The 14,972-nt window shown below is 71.5% G+C and carries 13 protein-coding genes; 4 read left to right on the top strand and 9 right to left on the bottom strand.

The annotated features are described in order from the left end of the window. Positions 1 to 6: 6 nt before the first annotated feature. The 3 genes from WME98_RS44895 to minC all read right to left on the bottom strand — a co-directional run bounded on the left by WME98_RS44895 (position 7) and on the right by minC (position 3,819). Positions 7 to 1,590 carry an MSCRAMM family protein gene (locus WME98_RS44895; protein WP_437947746.1) on the bottom strand — a complete coding sequence of 528 codons (1,584 nt, stop codon included), beginning with the start codon at positions 1,588 to 1,590 and terminating at the stop codon, positions 7 to 9. A gap of 209 nt (positions 1,591 to 1,799) precedes the next feature. After that, entirely contained in the window at positions 1,800 to 2,366 is a 567-nt protein-coding gene (locus WME98_RS44890) for a hypothetical protein (RefSeq protein WP_437947745.1), read from the bottom strand. Positions 2,367 to 2,976: 610 nt separating this feature from the next. Then, positions 2,977 to 3,819, bottom strand: a complete 843-nt coding sequence (gene minC / locus WME98_RS44885; protein WP_437941780.1) for a septum site-determining protein MinC — start codon at positions 3,817 to 3,819, stop codon at positions 2,977 to 2,979. Between the two features lie 197 nt (positions 3,820 to 4,016). Between minC and WME98_RS44880 the strand changes: the two genes are divergently transcribed. Continuing rightward, positions 4,017 to 4,790: a hypothetical protein gene (locus WME98_RS44880; protein WP_437947744.1), complete on the top strand. Its 774-nt coding sequence runs from the start codon at positions 4,017 to 4,019 to the stop codon at positions 4,788 to 4,790. Between the two features lie 327 nt (positions 4,791 to 5,117). Here WME98_RS44880 and WME98_RS44875 read toward each other — a convergent pair whose 3' ends face one another. Genes WME98_RS44875 through WME98_RS44865 form a run of 3 tightly spaced genes read right to left on the bottom strand, consistent with a single transcriptional unit; the run spans position 5,118 to position 8,003 of the window. After that, complete coding sequence (locus WME98_RS44875; protein ID WP_020736002.1) at positions 5,118 to 5,690, bottom strand: hypothetical protein; 573 nt, start codon at positions 5,688 to 5,690, stop codon at positions 5,118 to 5,120. A gap of 1 nt (position 5,691) precedes the next feature. Beyond that, positions 5,692 to 7,050 (bottom strand): hypothetical protein, encoded by a 1,359-nt coding sequence (locus WME98_RS44870; RefSeq protein ID WP_437947743.1) that lies wholly within the window; start codon positions 7,048 to 7,050, stop codon positions 5,692 to 5,694. After that, positions 7,047 to 8,003 carry a hypothetical protein gene (locus WME98_RS44865; RefSeq protein ID WP_437947742.1) on the bottom strand — a complete coding sequence of 319 codons (957 nt, stop codon included), beginning with the start codon at positions 8,001 to 8,003 and terminating at the stop codon, positions 7,047 to 7,049. The genes WME98_RS44870 and WME98_RS44865 overlap by 4 nt, the downstream gene beginning before the upstream one ends. A 161-nt stretch (positions 8,004 to 8,164) precedes the next feature. Between WME98_RS44865 and WME98_RS44860 the strand changes: the two genes are divergently transcribed. Beyond that, positions 8,165 to 9,016, top strand: coding sequence for a DUF350 domain-containing protein (locus tag WME98_RS44860; protein ID WP_061623759.1), 852 nt, complete (start codon positions 8,165 to 8,167; stop codon positions 9,014 to 9,016). Then, positions 9,013 to 10,257, top strand: a complete 1,245-nt coding sequence (locus WME98_RS44855; RefSeq protein WP_437947741.1) for a glutathionylspermidine synthase family protein — start codon at positions 9,013 to 9,015, stop codon at positions 10,255 to 10,257. The genes WME98_RS44860 and WME98_RS44855 overlap by 4 nt, the downstream gene beginning before the upstream one ends. Positions 10,258 to 10,276: 19 nt before the next feature. Here WME98_RS44855 and WME98_RS44850 read toward each other — a convergent pair whose 3' ends face one another. From WME98_RS44850 to WME98_RS44840, 3 genes are all read right to left on the bottom strand, one after another. Further along, positions 10,277 to 11,029, bottom strand: a complete 753-nt coding sequence (locus WME98_RS44850; RefSeq protein ID WP_437947740.1) for a class I SAM-dependent methyltransferase — start codon at positions 11,027 to 11,029, stop codon at positions 10,277 to 10,279. Between the two features lie 59 nt (positions 11,030 to 11,088). Continuing rightward, on the bottom strand, positions 11,089 to 11,733 hold the full coding sequence (locus tag WME98_RS44845; RefSeq protein ID WP_437947739.1) for a TetR/AcrR family transcriptional regulator: 645 nt from the start codon (positions 11,731 to 11,733) through the stop codon (positions 11,089 to 11,091). 305 nt (positions 11,734 to 12,038) lie between these two features. Further along, on the bottom strand, positions 12,039 to 13,697 hold the full coding sequence (locus WME98_RS44840; protein ID WP_437947738.1) for a serine/threonine-protein kinase: 1,659 nt from the start codon (positions 13,695 to 13,697) through the stop codon (positions 12,039 to 12,041). A gap of 391 nt (positions 13,698 to 14,088) precedes the next feature. Between WME98_RS44840 and WME98_RS44835 the strand changes: the two genes are divergently transcribed. After that, positions 14,089 to 14,925 (top strand): SDR family NAD(P)-dependent oxidoreductase, encoded by an 837-nt coding sequence (locus WME98_RS44835; protein WP_437947737.1) that lies wholly within the window; start codon positions 14,089 to 14,091, stop codon positions 14,923 to 14,925. Positions 14,926 to 14,972 lie beyond the last annotated feature (47 nt).

Genomic DNA, 14,972 nt, shown 5'->3' with positions numbered 1-14,972 from the left:
GGAGGATCAGTTGGTGTCGTCGGAGGCGGGCTCTGGCGTGACGTCGAGGTTCACGGTCGCGACGCCGCCCTCCTCGACGTGGGCGCCCTGGCCCACGGGGGTGGCCAGCGCGGTGACCACGTAAGCGCCCGCGGCGAGGGAGGGCACGCGGAAGTTGCCGTCCTTGTCGGTCACGGGCGAGTGGCGCTCGAAGCCCCGCTTGCGGCCGTGGTTGGTGGCGATCAGGAGGCGAACCCCGGCGAGAGGCTTGTCGCCGGCGGTCACGCGCCCGCGGATCTCTCCGGTCCCCTCGCCGAAGAGGGAGATATCGTGGTTCACCACCTTGGCCTCCTCGAGGTTCACGGACACCATGGTTGCCCGGCTCCCCTCGCGCAGCTCGAGGCGCATCCTCTCGGCGGGCAGGTCGTCGATCTGAAAGCGCCCCTCGGCGTCGGCCATCACGTTCACGAACCCGACGGAGCGGGCGAGGAGCGTGAGCTTTGCGTGCGGGATCGGCGAGCCGTCCTCCCGGCGCGCCACGCCGCGGAGGCTCCCTCCGGGGGACATGACCACCTTGACCTGCTCGGCCTTGCCGCACTCGGAGATGTTCAGGGCCACCGTGGTCACAGCATGGCTCCCGTCGTAGGCGCGCACCTGGATGTCGCCCGTGGGCACATGATCGAGCCGGAAGGTGCCGTCGTCCCCTGTCTGCGTTTGCTGCACGTCGGCCGAGGACTTCATGGCCATCTCGCTCAGGGAGCCGACGGCGAGGCGCGACTCGGCGTCGACGAACACGCCCGGCAGCGGGGTGCCCTGCGGGTCCTCCACCCTCCCCGCGAGGGCGCACCCGCGGGAGAGCGCGAGCTCCACCGAGCTCGTCTCGCCGGCCTCCACGGAGATCGCGTCAGAGAACGCGGGCGCGCGCTCCTCGGCCGTCGCCTTGAGGATCACGCTCCAGGGGGGAAGCTGGTCGATGCGGAAGGTCCCATCGGGGCTGTCGAACGTCCTCGAGGTCATCGGCGGCGCCGCCGGCACGTCCTCGGGCGCGGCGGACAGGACATCGATGGTGAAGCGGCGCACCGGCTCCTTGTGCTCGTCGACGACGCGCCCGGTGACGACGCCGCTCCGCGAGAGGACGAGGCTCACCGTGTCGCCGCTGTGCGCGACCGTGTTGGTCGGGCCGTAACCGGCGAGATCGGCGTTGAGCTGGTACGTCCCGTCCGGCACGCTGAGCTCGAAGCGCCCGCGCTCGTCGCTCTTCACGGCGCTCGCGGTCGAGGGGATGTTGCCGGCGACCTCGAACGTCGTCGCGACGACCGTCGCGCCCGCGAGCGTGTTGCCGTCGGTGTCGTACACTTCGCCGACGATCCGCGGGCCCTCGGGCCCGCGCGACCGGGACGGCGCGGGAGCCCTCAGGATGGCCCGGTTCCGGTAGGTGGACGCTCCCTTCCGCGCCTCGCCAGGAGCCTCCTCGCGGCCCTCGACGGGGCTCTCTTCGGCCTTCGGGCGGGCGAGCAGCAGCACCGCGGCCGCGACCGCGAGGGCGAACAGGGCGAGAAGGGAAAGCCTGAACCGGTGAGGGTAGCGTGTTCTTGAGCTGTGCTGGTGCATCGTCGTGTCTCCAGGTGGCGTACCCCGGCGAGCGCGCGGTCGCGCGACAGAGGCCTGGCACAAAAAGGGAGAGCCGCCGGCGAGCGCCGGCGGCTCTTTCTCTCCGCCGCAGGCCGGAGCGCGCTGCAATCGGTCACCGGAGCTCCCTTGTGCACCCGGGAGCTCCGGCCCGCCGCGGCTCAGCGGCGCTCCGGGTCATGCGTCGAGGATCAGGTGCCCTCTTCCGGCTCCTCGCCCTCGGGGGGATCCTCGCCGCCCTCGTCATCGTAGTGATCGTCGCCGGCCGGCACCGCCGTGAACTCGATGCCGGTGGGATAGTAGCTGTGCTCCTTGAAGACGACCGTGCCGTACATGTTGTTGTCCCTGCTCTCGCCCAGCACCATCGTCCTGATCTTCTTCTTGTCCTTCTTGACGATGAGCTTGCTGTCCCGCTCAGGGTCGTTGAAGACGTTGGTGAGGAACCCCTCCTTGCGGTTCTTGTCGCAGTCCTTGTGACCGCGCGTCGCCAGCTCCAAGAGGTTGACGTTCGTTCTCTCCAGCCATCCCCAATCGAACCTGAGCGTGCATTCGTACGCACAGAAGTCCGCCGGGTAACCGGTGACGTCATCCCTGTACTCGGTCCAGAAGGAATCGCACGCCATCGTGCCTCCGTCGATGAGACGGCCGCCGACGTCGAGCCTCACCTCGAAATCATTGTTCTTGATGTCCAGCGCCATCGCGCTGGCGGAGAGCGTCGCGGCAACGAGGACGAGAGACGAAACAAGCAGCTTCTGCATGGAACCGCTCCAATTAAGACCACAGATGAACGTTCCCACGCCGGGACAGATCTCCCGGCGTACAGCTCCGCATCGGCAGACGCGAGTCAACGACGTCTGTCGCCGGCTCACTTGCCTCCGCGGGCCCGAAGGCGGTCACGCTCTCGGCTGAGTTCTGCGTGACAGCGAGCGGTAAGCTATTCCACGAGTGCGCCGGTGCAAGAGCTTTTTCGGCTGATGGTATTGTTTCAGGGTAGTCGCGCTGGACGATAGTTGTTTGTTCCAGCGTCGCCAGCCTGCGGAAACACTGGTTCGTCCTCGCCCCACGCATGCGTGATAGGATCTGTCACCGGTGCTTCGACGCCGGTCCGGACGCGAGATGTCGACCACGTCCGATCCGGCAGAGGTCGTTCGAACCGAACGACCTCTGCCCTGCGCGAGCGGCAGAAGGGCGGCGAAGGCTGCCTGTACGAACGCGCGCGTCCCGGGTGGTCCTCCGCCGAGGACTCGGTCGGCGCCCGTGTAGGCGACGCCCCGGCGGGCGGTTCGCCCCGGATGGCCAGCGGCGGCGTCCCGAACGGCGTGGCGGGCCGCCGCCTGCGGTGAACCTCGGCTGGAGGCGCCGCTAGCGCTACAGCCGCGTGACCACGAGCCCGTCGTTCTGCACCGAGATGCGGGCGGGCTTGCCGCGGTGCTCGTCGGGGATCTCGTCGGCCATGAGGTAGCGGCCGGCGATCGAGACGAACTCAGCCTCTAGGCTCATGCAGAAGATGCTCGCGTCCGCGTTGTTGTGGGCGCCGGCCATGGCGCGGCCGCGGAGCGGCGCGTAGACGTGGATGTTGTCGTTGGCGATGAGCTCCGCGCCCGAGCTGACCGGCGAGAGGACCACGAGGTCGCCGTGGGGGACGTAGATGACCTGCCCGCTGCGCACCGGGTGCCGCACGGTGAGGCCCGCGGGCGGCGGCTCGGCCGCGTCGGCCGCCGGCGCGGCGTCCCTCGGGCGCCGGGCGGGCCCAGCCGTTCCGCGGTCGGGGGCGGCCCCAGCGCCCCCGCGGTCCGCCGGCGCCGGCCCCACCGCGACGGGCCCCGGCGTGGGGGTGGCCCCCTCGGCCTGCGCGCCCTGGCGCGGCGAGCGCGTGAGCGGCGTCCGCAGCACGCCGAGGCCGGCGGCGACGGCGCGCTCGCGCTGGGCGTCGGTCGGGTTGCGCACGGCGATGGGCACGAGGTTGTGCTTCCGCAGGAGGCCGGCGAGGGCGCCGAGGTCGACAGGCTCGTCGCCGAGGGCGTCGAGGTCGAGCAGGATCGGCAGGTGCAGGAAGAAGTGCGGCATCTGCGAGATGTGGTCGGCGAGCTGACGCTCGATGGCCGAGACATCCGCCGTCCGCAGGCAGAGCATCGTGATGGCGGGCATGGTGCCCTTGAGCGCAAACGCCTGCTGCTCCTGCCGCTTCTCCCCTCGCCTGCCCGACACCATCGCTGTCCTCGCTCGCAAAAAGGTGCTTCCGCCGCGGCACTGTAACCCGGATCCGGCGGCGCGCGCCGGAAAAACCGGCGGGCGCGCTGTCGCCGTCAGCGCCGTCAGCGCCGTCGCCGCCGGCGCCGTCGCCCCCGACGGGCCGGCGCGTCGCCGCTTGGCTGGCCGCCGCGGGCGATGCTAACGGTGGTTTGGCCATGCCCACCGCGCGCCGCGCCTCCGTACGGCGGCTCGACCTCGATCTCCGCGCGGCGGCCTCCTCCGGTCGCCCGGGGGCTCCGCCCGTCGAAGCGCTCGGCCGTCACCTCGCCCTGGAGGTCCCCGGGGTGGTCTCGGAGGCGGAGCGCGCGGCGCTCGTCGAGGGGGTTTACGCCGCCCGCGGCGCGTGGACTGCCGACTTCGGAGGCGAGCAGTTCTCGCTGGGGCGCGCCTTTTACACGCACCTCGAGCAGGGGCGTTCCCGGGAGTACTTCGCCGACGCGGCCGCGTCCGACGCCCGCGTCGAGCGCCACCTCCCCGGCCTCCAGCGCCGGATGCGCGCGCTCGCCGCGGCGCTCACCGGCGGTCTCGCGCAGCCCCGGCGCGGCTTCTGCGGGCCGGGGGTGCACATCTTTCCCGCGGGGGAGAAGGTCGCGCGCGAGGGCGGCGTCGTCCACTTCGACACGGAGGGGCTCTCCGACTACCACCTTGCCCGGCGGCTCCGCGCGATCACGGTGGTCGTGATGCTGGAGCTCCCCGACACGGACGGCGGGCTCAAGCTGTGGGACGTCCTCTACGACGGGAGGGACGATCCGGGCGACGAGGCGCTCTCCGCGCGGAGCCTCGTGGCGAGCTATCGGCCTGGGGGCGCGCTCGTCATCGACAGCTACCGGCTGCACCAGATACAGCCGTTCTCCGGCGGCCGAGACCGGATCTCGGCGACGGTGCACGCGGCGGAGATCGATCCCGGCCGGTGGGAAACGTGGTTTTAGGCAGGGGGGCTGGAGGAAAGGGTCTGGAAGCGCGGTGCGTTTTGTCGAGCGTGATCTGCCCCCTCTTCCGTCTCCCGTCTCCCCTCTTCCGTCTGCGTCTTCGTGCGCGTGCGCGTGCGCGCGATTCGTTATTCTCTTCCGTGCACGTCTGTGTATCTCGCGATCGATATGACGATATCGTCGTGCACGAGCACGAAACCGCGCACGCGCACGCGCACGCGCACGCGCACGAAGACGGAAGACGGTGGACGGAAGAGGGAAGACGGTGGACGGAAGAGGGAAGAGGGGGACGGAAGACGGAGGACGCAACGCCGCGGCGAAGCTGCTCTACACGATCTTCCGCAGGTAGTGAAACTTGGGATCGTTCAGATCCTCCGCCGTGAGCGCCCACCCCTCGTCGCGCGGGATGAGGTAGATGACATCCGACTTCACGCTGGCGAAGCTCACGTGCCCGAGGTTCTGGAGGATGTGGCCGAACACGTCGCGGCGCCAGAGGCGGTCCTTGGGGATGTCGCAGACGGCGCAGAGCATCCGATCCGTGGGCGAGCCCTGGACCAGCAGGAACGCCATCGTGAACGTCAGGTAGCGCGGCTGGCCGCGGTACGGGTCGGGCGTCCCCGACGGCCCCCTGCGCGCGCCCTCCTCGGTGGTCATGCCGCGGGACCACATGCTGAAGTCGTTGAGCGCGCGGGCGTTGTCGTCGAAATAGTCCCAGCACCCCTTCTCGAGGACATGCAGATTGGACAGCAGCGCCATCTGCGCGCGGCGGTACTGGTGCCATTTCTGGTTCAGGCTCATCGTCTCGCAATGGCCCTGCACGCACTCGTGCAGCGTGCGCTGCAGGACGCTCCCCGGGTCCATGCGCGCGCACACCTCCATCGCGAAGATCGAGTGCTCCACGCTAGCCTCCGTACCCTCCCGAAGCCCGGTTCCACGAGCCGCTCCGGCTGAGCGCCGCCCCGAGGATCGCGCCGGTGCCGAGCGCCACGACGACAGGCACCGTCCCGAAGCCGTCCGGGACCGGCGGCGTCCCGCCGGCGGCGCCGCCGCTCGAGAACGGCGTCGCCCGCACCATCGGCACATAGCCCTTGCCCGGCCGCCGCACGGCGGGTTCGACCGGCGCCGGCCGGGGCGGCGCCCCCCACGGGTAGTCCACCCAGAACCAGCCGTGCGACGCGGCGCTGCCCCCGTAATAGTGAGGAGGCCAGTCCTCGGTGGCGTTCGCGGGCCTCGGCTCCGCGGGATCGGGCGCGAAGACGCTCGCGGCCATCATCGCCACGTGGAGCTGGCGCATCCGGTAGGCCACGAGATCGTCGTTGAGATCGTCCGTCTCGGTCGTGTCCGCCTCCGTGGGCACGACGTACAGCACGTAGCGGACGCCGCGCTCCCACAGGGTGTCGGCGGACGGCAGCCGCGCGACATGCCGGTTGTCGAACTGCGCCGCGTCGTCCGAGTAGGGCGAGAGCCGCTGGCGATCGAGGACGAACATCGTCGCGCGCGGGCCGGGGTGCGGGCGGGCGAAGAGCGGCTGATAATACGCCGCCGCCGCGAGCGTCTGGTGCGCCTTGACGACGCCGCGCGGATGCGGCCAGTTGTCGAACGTGAACACCGGATCGAACGCCTCCGCCGCGCCCGCGGCGAAGGCCACCGACTCCGGGCCATCCAGATCCACGATGACCGCGATGTCCCGGCGCAGGCCGCCGACCGTCCGGGCGGCGAGGAGCAGGGACGCGAGCGCCTTGCCGCTCCGGTAGGCGCGCTCCATCGCCGGCGTGAAGATCGGCCGGAGCACGCTGCCGAGCGGCGTGATCGGCGCCGGATCCCCCTGGGCGACGAGCGTGGGCACGGCGGAGGGGGACTCGAACAGCGCGGGCACATAGTAGGCGCGCATGGCCTCGTCCGCAGGCCTGAGCTCGGTCGCCATCCTCGAGATCGCGGCCTGATCGAACGGCTTCTTCGACTCGCCGTCGAACGTCACGCTCTCTTGCGCCGCGCCGAAGCTCCAGCCGAAGGTCCGCTGCATGTCGAGCGCCCGCTTCCTCTGGACCTCGTGGTCGTCCTCGGAGCACCCGTCGGCCGCCACGGCGATCGCCGCCGCGACCCCGGCGAGCCCGACCGCGCCGAGCGCGACGAGGATCGCGTTCCGCCGCGAGGCGTCCTTCGGCGCCTCGGCGAGGCCCTTGTGCCACCAGCGCGCGCCGACGATCCCCGGCTTGTCGAGCGCCTCGTCCCGCTCGAACGGCTCGTTCGGTCGGCTCACGCGGCGGCCTCCTCGCCGTCGCGCGGCGCGCCGTCGGCCTCCGCGACGCCCCCCGCCTCCGCGACGGCCCCCACCCCCGCCGCCCGGCCGTGGTCGCGCCGGAGCGCCTCGATGAACTCCGGGGTGAAGGTGCCGTCGATGCGCACAGAGTACCTGAAGAACGGATCCGCCTCGACGCCGTGGTAGTCGTGGTCGTTGAACCAGTAAGCCCGGCCCGCGACGGCCGTCTTCCGCCGCGCCCGCTCGTCCCAGAGGAACAGGCGCTTGTTGCCCGCGGGACAGAGCGTGATGAAGTGATCGGGCTCGCGCTCGACGCCGCGGTCCCCCTCCGCGCGCGCCCCCTCCCCTTCCCCGTCGCGGTGCACCGTGCCGTGATCGTTCGCCTCGAGACCCATGATGTTGCAGCGCCCGATCGACGAGAACGGCAGGCGCTTCACGTAGGCGATCGTCTTCGGGAAGAACGAGCGCGCGAGCCGGGTGAAATCCTTGCCTTCGCTCCGGCTCTTGTCGCTCCAGTAGCGGTTCGGGATCAGCTCGACATAGACCTTCCAGGGGAAGTAGACCCCATGGCGGAACTTGAGCCAGAGCATCTGCCGCCGCGAGAGCGGGATCTCGCGCTCCTCTCCGAACTCGAGCGTGGCGCGCGCCGAGCGGTCGATCGCCGAGGGGTCGTCCGAGAGGCGCTGGAACGTGGCGAACTCCTCGTCGCCGAGGCCGCGGATCACCTCGCCGTAATCCGCGAGCGCCTCGCCGAGGCGCGACGGCGGCATGATGCCCATCGTGCGGTGGCTGCCGCCGGTGTAATCGATCGGCACCTGGGTGAGCCCGAGGCAGATCTCGTCGTGGAGCTCGCCGAGCGGCGCGAGGTCGAGGTACGGCGCGAGGTCGATATAGGGCCGCGCGAAGATGCCCGTGATGCCCTGAGTGCCGGAGTCGCTGGGAGGTTCGACCATGATCCGCCGCGGCAGCCGGTCCGTCGCCGGCCGGTAGACGTACCCATATCACAAAGGGCGCGCCGCCCCGCAAACCCTACGCCGGAGAGCGCCTCGCGCGGGCCCTTGGCGGCGCGCGCCGGGGCTTGTGACGGCGCGGCGCGTTCTGTAGCGTGCGTCCCATGGATCTGTCCTACGTCATGGGGTTCGGGCTGGGCACGACGCTCGCTCTGCTCGCCCTCCTGCGCATCGGGCAGAGGATCTTCTCGCCGGCACACACGGTCGCCCGCGATCTCGCCGAGAGCAACGCCGCGCGCCGGCTGCTCACGGTGGGCCAGGTCCTTGCGGTGTTCCTCGTCGCCGCGAACGCCGTCAAGAACTGCCTCGACGGGTCCAGCTTCGCGCGCGATCTGCTGTGGGTGAGCGCGTTCGCGGTCGTGGGCCTGCTCCTCGTGATCGCGACCGGCGAGCTCGGGATCCGGCTCCTGCTCAAGGCGCGGCTCCCGGCCGAGATCGAGCGCGGCAACGCGGCGGCCGGGCTCGCGGCGGGCGCGCACTACGTCGCGACCGGGCTCATCACCTCGCGCGCGATCGCGGGCAAGGACCTCGGCGATCTCGCGATCTCCCTCGGCTTCTTCCTGCTCGCGCAGATCACGCTGCACGTGTTCATCTCGCTCTTCCGGGCGCTCACCACCTACGACGACGCCGAGCAGATCCAGGGAGAGAACCTCGCCGCCGCCCTGAGCTACGCCGGCGCCTCGATCGCGGTGGCGATCATCATCGCGCGGGCGCTCGAGGGCGACTTCGAGGGTCTCTTCATCTCGCTGAAGGGCTATGGCGGCGTGCTGCTGTATCTGCTCGCGCTCTACCCTGTCCGGCAGCTGCTCGTGCAGAGCGTGCTGCTCGGCGCGCCGCTCGCGCTGCGCGGCGGCCGCCTCGACGCCGGCATCGCGGCCGACCGCAACGAGGGCATGGGCGCCCTCGAGGCGGCGACCTACCTCGCGACCTCGATCGCCATCGCGCGCCTCCTATGAGCGACGCTGTCCGGGCGTACGACGCCTTCGCCGCGAGGATCGTCGAGACGGGCCTCATCACCGATCCGTGGTTCGACGGGGCGCCGCGGTTCCGTGAGGAGCCGGTGCTCGTCACGGCGGCGGAGCAGCGCGCCCTCTACCGGGCCGCCGAGGAGGTCGCGGCGGTGTACAACGAGCTGTGCCTGCTGGTCGCGGACGAGCCGTCGCTGCTCGACGACTTCTTCTGTCTGACGCCGTGCCAGAAGGCGATGTGGCTCTCGTCGCAGCCGCTGTGGCACGGCATCGCGCGCGCCGACGTCTTCCTGACCGACGAGGGCCCCGCGATCGCCGAGCTGAACTGCGACACGCCGACGGGCGAGGCGGAGGCGGTCGTGCTGAGCGCGCTCGCCGCGGCGGACCACCCGGGCGCGCTCGACCCGAACCGCGAGCTCGGCCCCCGGTTCTGCGCGATGGTGGAGGAGGTCGCCCGCGCGCTCCTCGGCGAGGCCGCGACGCGGCGCCTCGGGTTCGTCTATCCGACGGAGTTCACCGAGGATCTCTCGGTGATCCGCCTTTACCGGCGCTGGCTCGAGGAGCGGGGCTACGCGGTGATCCTCGGCTCGCCCTACAACCTCGCTCACGATGAGCGGGGCCTGTCTCTGTTCGACGTCCCGTTCTCGATCCTGCTGCGCCACTACAAGACGGACTGGTGGGGCGAGCGCTCGAGCGTGTGGACCGACGAGCAGATCCCCGACCCCGAGCCGCTCGCGGGCCCGCTCGGCGCCGTGCTCTCGGCCGCGGCCGACGGGCGCGTCGCCGTGCTGAACCCGCTCGGCGCGGTGCTGCCGCAGAACAAGCGCTCGATGGCCTTCATGTGGGAGCACCTCCACCGCTTCTCGCCGCACGCGCAGTCGGTGATCCAGCGCCACGTGCCGGTGACGTCGCGGCTGGAGACGGTGCACCCCGAGATGCTCCGCGCGCAGCGCGAGGAGTGGGTCCTGAAGAGCGATTATGGCGCCGAGGGAGAAGAGGTGATCCTCGGGCGCCACACGTCCGACGACGTCTGGCGCGCCTCCCTGGCCAAGGCGCGCGAGGGCCGGTGGATCGCGCAGCGGTACTTCGCGGCCCTCGAGAACGAGCGGCGGGAGTCGGTCAATTACGGCGTCTACCTCATCGCGGGCGAGGCGTGCGGCATCTACGCGCGCGTCCAGGCCGGGATGACGGACGCCGCCGCGCTGAGCGCGCCGGCGCTGGTGCGGTAGCCGGCGCCAGCGCCGCCCGCTATCGCTGTGCCGGCTCCTTTGTGCACTCGAACAGCATCGCGTAGGGCCGCGCGAGGTAATTGCTCCAGAACGCCTCCCCGAGCGCCTCGACGCCTTCAGGCGCCACCTCGGGCGAGCGCCATCGGATCTCTCGAAACCCTGCGCGCCTCAGCGCGGCCTCATAGCCGCCCCGCGTCCAGTAGTGCGTCGAGATCGTCAGCTCGGCGTCGACCGTCGTCACCGTCACCTTCATCGGCGCCGCGTCCTCGAGACGACCGTCGACGGAGGCGCGCAGGCCGTAGGCGCTGTAATACGCAGGATCGTTCACGGCGAACGCGTCGTTCGGGTGAATGGCCACGAACCTCCCGCCGGGGGCGAGCGCCTCGTGGATGCCTCTGCACATCGCGGCGAGCTGATCGGGCGACGATGCGTGCGGCAGGACGTAGCAGGCCGTCACGAGATCGAAGGGGCCCAGCGCGCCCGCGTCGGCGATGTCGCGGCGCACGTACTCGACGCCGAGAGGGCTCCTGGCCTCCTCGCCGCGCGCGGCGTCGAGCATCCCCTCGGAGAGGTCGAGCCCGACCACCCGGCGCGCGCCCCTCTGCTTGAGGATCCTCGTGATGACCCCCGTGCCGCAGCCGACGTCGAGGACAGCCTTGCCCCCCACATCACCGAGCGCCTTGGTGAGCGAAAAGTAGTCCACATAGCGACGCACATCCAGGGCCATGGCCCTGCTATAGGTGTTCGCGAAGCTGTCATATTGACTTGACATGATCCATGACCTCCACCCGCGCTGAGTCACCTGCCCTACCCGTTCAACCCACGATCGACCTAACGCCTTTCGGTGCTGGTCTCGGCCAGCCGGCCGGCCTTCAAAAGCAGAGCCACGACCTCGTCGACGCGCTCGATGGGCAGCGGCCTCGGAGAGCCGTCACCGAGCAGACCGTCCATCACGACGTGCGTGAGCAGCGCGCCGATCGCCATGCGCGCCGCCGTCTCCGCACTCGGGAACGACACGAGCCCGCGCTCCTGACCATGCTCGAGCAGCCGCCCGACTGCGCTCAGGATCGGCGTCGGCACGGTCTCGCGGAACAGCGCGCCGACCTCGGGCATCCGGGGAACCTCGGCGATGATCACCCGCGCCAGGCCGAGATAATCGGGCTGCATGAGCGTGGTGAGCACCGCACGCAGGAAGGTCGCGAGCGCGTCGTGGAGCGCCTGCGCGTCCTCAGGCATGGACGAGGCCAGGGCGAGCTCCCGCCGACCCGGCTCGGCGATGAGCTCCTCGAGGACGCTCTGCAGAAGCCGCTCCTTGCTCGGGTAATGGGCGTAGAGCGTCCGCTTCGACACGCCGGCCGCCGCGGCGAGCGCGTCGGTGCTCGTCCCGGCCACGCCCCGCTCGAGGAACAGGCGCCGCGCCGCTGCCCTGATCTGCGCTTGTTTCGCCGACTTGCGCTCCTCGTGGCTCGCCATCATCCTGCTCTTGTAAACGAAACCGTACCGTTTACTTAGGCTGTGAGCTGGCGCTCGTCAAGGGGCCCGGCGCGACCCGACCCAGGTTGGGCTGCCCGGCCCGGCGCGACCCGACCCAGGTTGGGCTGCCCCGGCGCGACCCGACCCAGGTTGGGCTGCCCGGCCCGGCGCGACCCGACCCAGGTTGGGCTAGCGGGCTTCCGGCGCGGCTCCGACGAAGCTGCGACGCTGAGCTCGCTCGCGCGCCGAGCGCGGTGCGACGGCGATCGAATGCCCCGGAGCCAGACCGGCCGGCTCGCCGGCGCCGCTCAGAAGATCGCGCTCTTCCGCGCGCCCGAGTCGGTCGTGCGCTGTCGGGGGAGCGCTCCGCCCGTGCTCCGCGGCGCCTCGGACGCGCGGGCGGGGCGCGCTGCGGCGGGCCGCGGCGCCGGCTCCGGCGCCGCCGCGGTGGCGGGGCGCGGCGCCGGCTCCGCCGCAACGGCGGGGGGCGGCGCGGGCTCCGGCGCCGCCGCGACGGCGAGCGGCGCCGTCTGGGGCCCTGCCGTCGCGAGCGGCGCTGCCACGAAGGCGGCCGGCGGGACGGCCGAGCACGCACCCGCCTGGGGTGCCCTGGACGTCTGAATCGCGGGCGCGCGGCGGGCGACGGCGCGCACCTCGCCGCCGACCGCGCGCATCGCGGCGGACGAGCTTTGCAGCTGCGCCCGGGGCAGCGCGGTGGCGAGCGCCATCCCCATCCCGAGCGCCGCGAAGAGCCCCGCGGCCGCGAGGCGCCCCCGGGGCCGCTGCGGCGGCGCAGCGCGCCCGACCGATGCCGGCCCGACCGAGGCGGGCGCGACCGAAGCAGGCGCCACCGAAGCGGGCGCCACCGAGGCCGGCGCCGCCGAGATCGGCGCCGCGTCCAGGGCGCCGACCGCGGCCACGAAGGCGGAGACCATCGGCTTGATGGCGGGAAATCGCTCTTCAGGGTTCAGGGCGAAAGCGCGCTCGAACCACGCCTCCAGCTCGGGCGGCGCCTCCGGGGCCAGCGTCGACAGCGAAGGTCGCTCGCCGGCGAGGATGGAGGCGAGCACATCGGCGATGGTGCCGCCGGCGAAGGGCTGGTGGCCGGTGAGCGCCACGTGAGCGACCACCGCGAGGGCCCACATGTCGAGCTGCGGATCCGCGTGCCCGTCACAGGTGTGCTCCGGGCTCAGGTAGGCCGGCGTGCCCAGCACCACGCCCTCCGCGGTCTGGCGGGGGAAATCGGCCGGCAGATCCTGGCGGATCCACTTGGCGATCCCGAAGTCGGCGACCTTGGCCCGCAGGCGGCCGTCGCGTCCCTCGCGGAGGAGGATGTTCGACGGCTTGATGTCGCGATGCACGATCCCGAGGCCGTGCGCCACCGAGAGGGCCTCTCCGATCTGGGAGAGGAGCGCGGCGAGCTCGGCCGCCGGCACCGGCCCACGCTCCTGGATCAGCTGCCGGAGGGATCGACCGCGCACGTACTCCATGACGAGGTACGGGCCTACCGCGGGATCTTCGCCGGCGTCGTGCACGGTGACGATGAGGTCGGTCTTCCGCCCGAGCTGCGCCGCGACCTGCGCCTCGAAACGGAAGCGCTCCATGGCGTCGATGGGCAGGCTCTGCCGCGGGAGAACGAGGAACTTGAGCGCCACATCGAAGCGCCGGACGCCGTCGTGCGCGCGCCACACCTCGCCCATGGCGCCGTGGCCGAGCGGATGCGCGAGCTTGTACCGTCCAGCGACGAGGCGGCCGGGCTGGGGCTTCGCTCGGGTCCCGTCCCGTCCGGCGTCGCGCGGCGCCGCCGGAGACGGCTGCGCTGGTTGCAGCTGCTGCACGCTGAGCGTGGCGGCGTCGCGCGCGATGTCTCTCGCCGTGGGATCGGGCCGTCGATCCGGAGCGGGCGGCTGGAGCATGCCCGTGACCTTCGTGGCGCCCCCGTGTCCCAGACCGGCGAGCGTGCCCATTCGCGGACGACCTGGGTTGAGAGGCCGGGACATGTCCGCAGCGTATCGCGAACGCGGGGACCTTTGAATCGCGAACACCCGGATCCCTCGCGCACGCAGCCCCGCAAGCCCACACGACAGCGTCGCGACGCGCACCTCTACGGCATGTTTCGCTCACCAACGCTCGAGACGGGGCGCGGGACCACGCGGCGCGGACGCGCGCCCCGCCGGCCCCGGGGGCTCCTGGGGGCCACGCGGCGGCCTCGCGCCTCGCACACGCGGCCGAGGCGTCCGCTCTCCGGTCGCCGGCGCCTCCGGTCCGCGATGCGAGAAGCGCGGAGAGCCGACCCGAGTTGATGTAGGACTCCTGAAGCGGCCGTCTCTTCGCGGGCGCGCAGATCGAGGAGGGATGATGACAAAGATTGCACTCGTCACGGGCGCGAACCAGGGCCTCGGCTACGCGATGGTCGCCCGGCTGTGCCAGGAGCTGCCCGCCGGAAGCACCGTGTACCTGGCGGCGCGGGATCCTGCGCGCGGCGAGGCGGCCGTGGCTCGCCTGCGCGAGGAAGGGCTGCAGCCGACGCTGGCCCAGCTGGACGTGACCGACGACGCCAGCGTCCAGGCCCTGGCGGAGACGCTGGCGCGCCGTCACGGCGGGATCGACATCGTGCTCTCGAACGCGGCCGCGCGCATGGTGAAGGAGCTGCCGCAGGCGGCCCAGGTCCGCACCCTCATCGACACGAACAACCACGGGACGTACCGGATGATCCGCGCCTTCGTGCCGCTGCTCCGCGACGGCGGGCGGTTCCTCGTGGTGGCGAGCGCCTTCGGCTCGCTGCGCAAGCTGGACCCGCGGCTTCACCACCACTTCGACCCTGCCACGCGATCGCTCGAGGACATCGAGCGCGTCATGGACGAGTACGTGGAGCTGGTCGAGCGCGGCGAGGCGGAGGCCCACCACTGGCCGGCGTGGATCAACATCCCGTCCAAGATCGCGCAGGTCGCCTCGATGAAGGTCGCCGCGGGCCAGCGGAAGGACGAGGCGGCGCGACGCGGGCTCCTCATCGCGGCGGTCTGCCCTGGGTTGGTGGACACCGAGGCGTCGCGTCCGTGGTTCGACGACATGTCGTCCGCGCAGTCGCCGATGGATGCCGCGAAGGACGTCCTCTGGATCTGCACGCACCCCGCGGGATCGCCAGACCTCTATGGCGAGCTCGTGCAGCACCGTCAGATTATTCCTTGGACATGATGGTCGACCCGACCCAGGTTGGGGCAACCCCGGACCGACCCAGGTTG

The organism is Sorangium sp. So ce296, assembly GCF_051529605.1.
GTDB lineage: Bacteria > Myxococcota_A > Polyangia > Polyangiales > Polyangiaceae > Sorangium > Sorangium cellulosum_D.
The sequence above is the reverse complement of the archived record's forward strand: the minus strand, read 5'-3'. Positions and strand labels throughout refer to the sequence as shown.

Excerpts from the sequence above, each read along its gene's own strand:
- WME98_RS44850 (WP_437947740.1), bottom strand. The coding sequence starts at position 11,029 with ATGTCAAGTCAATATGACAGCTTCGCGAACACCTATAGCAGGGCCATG.
- WME98_RS44840 (WP_437947738.1), bottom strand. The coding sequence starts at position 13,697 with ATGGGCACGCTCGCCGGTCTGGGACACGGGGGCGCCACGAAGGTCACG.
- WME98_RS44880 (WP_437947744.1), top strand. The coding sequence starts at position 4,017 with ATGCCCACCGCGCGCCGCGCCTCCGTACGGCGGCTCGACCTCGATCTC.
- WME98_RS44890 (WP_437947745.1), bottom strand. The coding sequence starts at position 2,366 with ATGCAGAAGCTGCTTGTTTCGTCTCTCGTCCTCGTTGCCGCGACGCTC.
- WME98_RS44845 (WP_437947739.1), bottom strand. The coding sequence starts at position 11,733 with ATGATGGCGAGCCACGAGGAGCGCAAGTCGGCGAAACAAGCGCAGATC.
- minC (WP_437941780.1), bottom strand. The coding sequence starts at position 3,819 with ATGGTGTCGGGCAGGCGAGGGGAGAAGCGGCAGGAGCAGCAGGCGTTT.
- WME98_RS44835 (WP_437947737.1), top strand. The coding sequence starts at position 14,089 with ATGACAAAGATTGCACTCGTCACGGGCGCGAACCAGGGCCTCGGCTAC.
- WME98_RS44865 (WP_437947742.1), bottom strand. The coding sequence starts at position 8,003 with ATGGTCGAACCTCCCAGCGACTCCGGCACTCAGGGCATCACGGGCATC.
- WME98_RS44895 (WP_437947746.1), bottom strand. The coding sequence starts at position 1,590 with ATGCACCAGCACAGCTCAAGAACACGCTACCCTCACCGGTTCAGGCTT.
- WME98_RS44860 (WP_061623759.1), top strand. The coding sequence starts at position 8,165 with ATGGATCTGTCCTACGTCATGGGGTTCGGGCTGGGCACGACGCTCGCT.
- WME98_RS44855 (WP_437947741.1), top strand. The coding sequence starts at position 9,013 with ATGAGCGACGCTGTCCGGGCGTACGACGCCTTCGCCGCGAGGATCGTC.